Below are 1,296 nucleotides of genomic sequence, written 5' to 3' on the forward strand. Positions count from 1 at the left end.
AGCAGCAGGCCCCGCAGCAGCAGTCGCCGCCTCCGACGCCGCCACAGGCCCCGCCGGAGGCCCCGGCCCCTGCCCCGGCCCCGGCACAACCCGCCGTGTCCCCCGGGGAGCCTGCACACCAGGCACCCGAACAGACGACACAGGACGCGGCGCCACCGGCGACGCAACAGACGACGGCCCAGCAGACGACTGAGCAAACGCCTGAACCGACGGCTGAGCAGACGTCCGGGCAGACGTCCGGGCAGACGTCCGGGCAGCCGACTCGGCAGGCCTCCGGGCCACCGCCGGAGCAGGCGGAACAACCGCCGCAGCAGGCGGACCCACAGTCCGAACACCAGCAGCCGCAGTCGACCGAGGGCTCGGGGGGTCAGCAGTGATGGGCAACCTGATCAAGGCGGAGTTCCGCAAGACCACCGGCCTCAAACTGTGGTGGGCGCTGATGATCCCGGCGTTCGCCGTCTCGTTCTTCTTCGCCTACGGCTGGGGCAACGGGGTCAACGAGTTCAGCGACTTCCTCGGCACCTACGACGCACAACGCCTCGCCCGCGCGCTCGGTGTCCAGGTGGACGCCCTGCCGGTGGGCATGCTCGCGATCTCGCGGGGGGTCAACGTCGGCCTGCTCTTTCCGGTGATCTTCGGGATCTCCGCGCTCGCGGGTGAGTACACCCGCCGGACGATCACCACGACCTACCTCACCGCACCCGGGCGCGGTGCCGCACTGACCGCGAAGATGGTCACCTACATGGTCTGGGGTGCGGTCTACGCTCTCGTGCTCGTGGTGGCGACCACCCTCGGCACCGTGATCGCGGTGGACGGGTCGCGACTGCCGTCCGTGGGCCAGTGGCTCGGCGTGCTGGGCACGACGCTGGTCGCCGGAATCCTCGCCACCCTGTTCGGGGTCGGCGTCGGCGCGGTGTGGAACAGCGTCACCGGACCCGTCGTGACGCTGATCATCTGGATGCTGGTGGTCGAGAACCTCCTCGTCTTCGTCATGTTCGGTACGTTGGACGCGTCGTGGCTCGGTGGTGTCCTGCCGAACAACGCGCTCAACGGGATCATGGGTGCCCTGGCCGCCGCGTCGGTCGGAGCCGCGGGCGTGTCCGCACCGGCCGGCCTGGACGAGAACCTCCAGTGGGCGCTGCAGTTCCTCGCGGGGGCACCCGGCTCCTACGCCTGGTGGAGCGCGACGCTGGTGTTCCTCGCCTGGACACTGGTGTTCTTCGGGGCGGGCTGGGCCGCGAACCACAAACGCGACATCACCTGACCCAGCGCCCGAGGGAGCCGTGAGTGAGCGGA

At 70.2% G+C, this 1,296-nt stretch carries 1 protein-coding gene; it reads left to right on the forward strand.

Going from position 1 to position 1,296, the window contains the following annotated elements:
• The first annotated feature begins 376 nt into the window (after nt 1-376).
• Complete coding sequence (locus ACTIR_RS0104040) at nt 377-1,264, forward strand: ABC transporter permease subunit (protein WP_026453307.1); 888 nt, start codon at nt 377-379, stop codon at nt 1,262-1,264.
• Nucleotides 1,265-1,296: the final 32 nt, after the last annotated feature.

Source organism: Saccharomonospora iraqiensis subsp. iraqiensis (assembly GCF_000430445.1).
GTDB classification, from domain to species: Bacteria; Actinomycetota; Actinomycetes; order Mycobacteriales; family Pseudonocardiaceae; genus Saccharomonospora; species Saccharomonospora iraqiensis.

Bases quoted from the DNA above. Each gene is read 5' to 3' on its own strand.
- ACTIR_RS0104040 (WP_026453307.1), top strand. From the start codon at position 377: ATGGGCAACCTGATCAAGGCGGAGTTCCGCAAGACCACCGGCCTCAAA.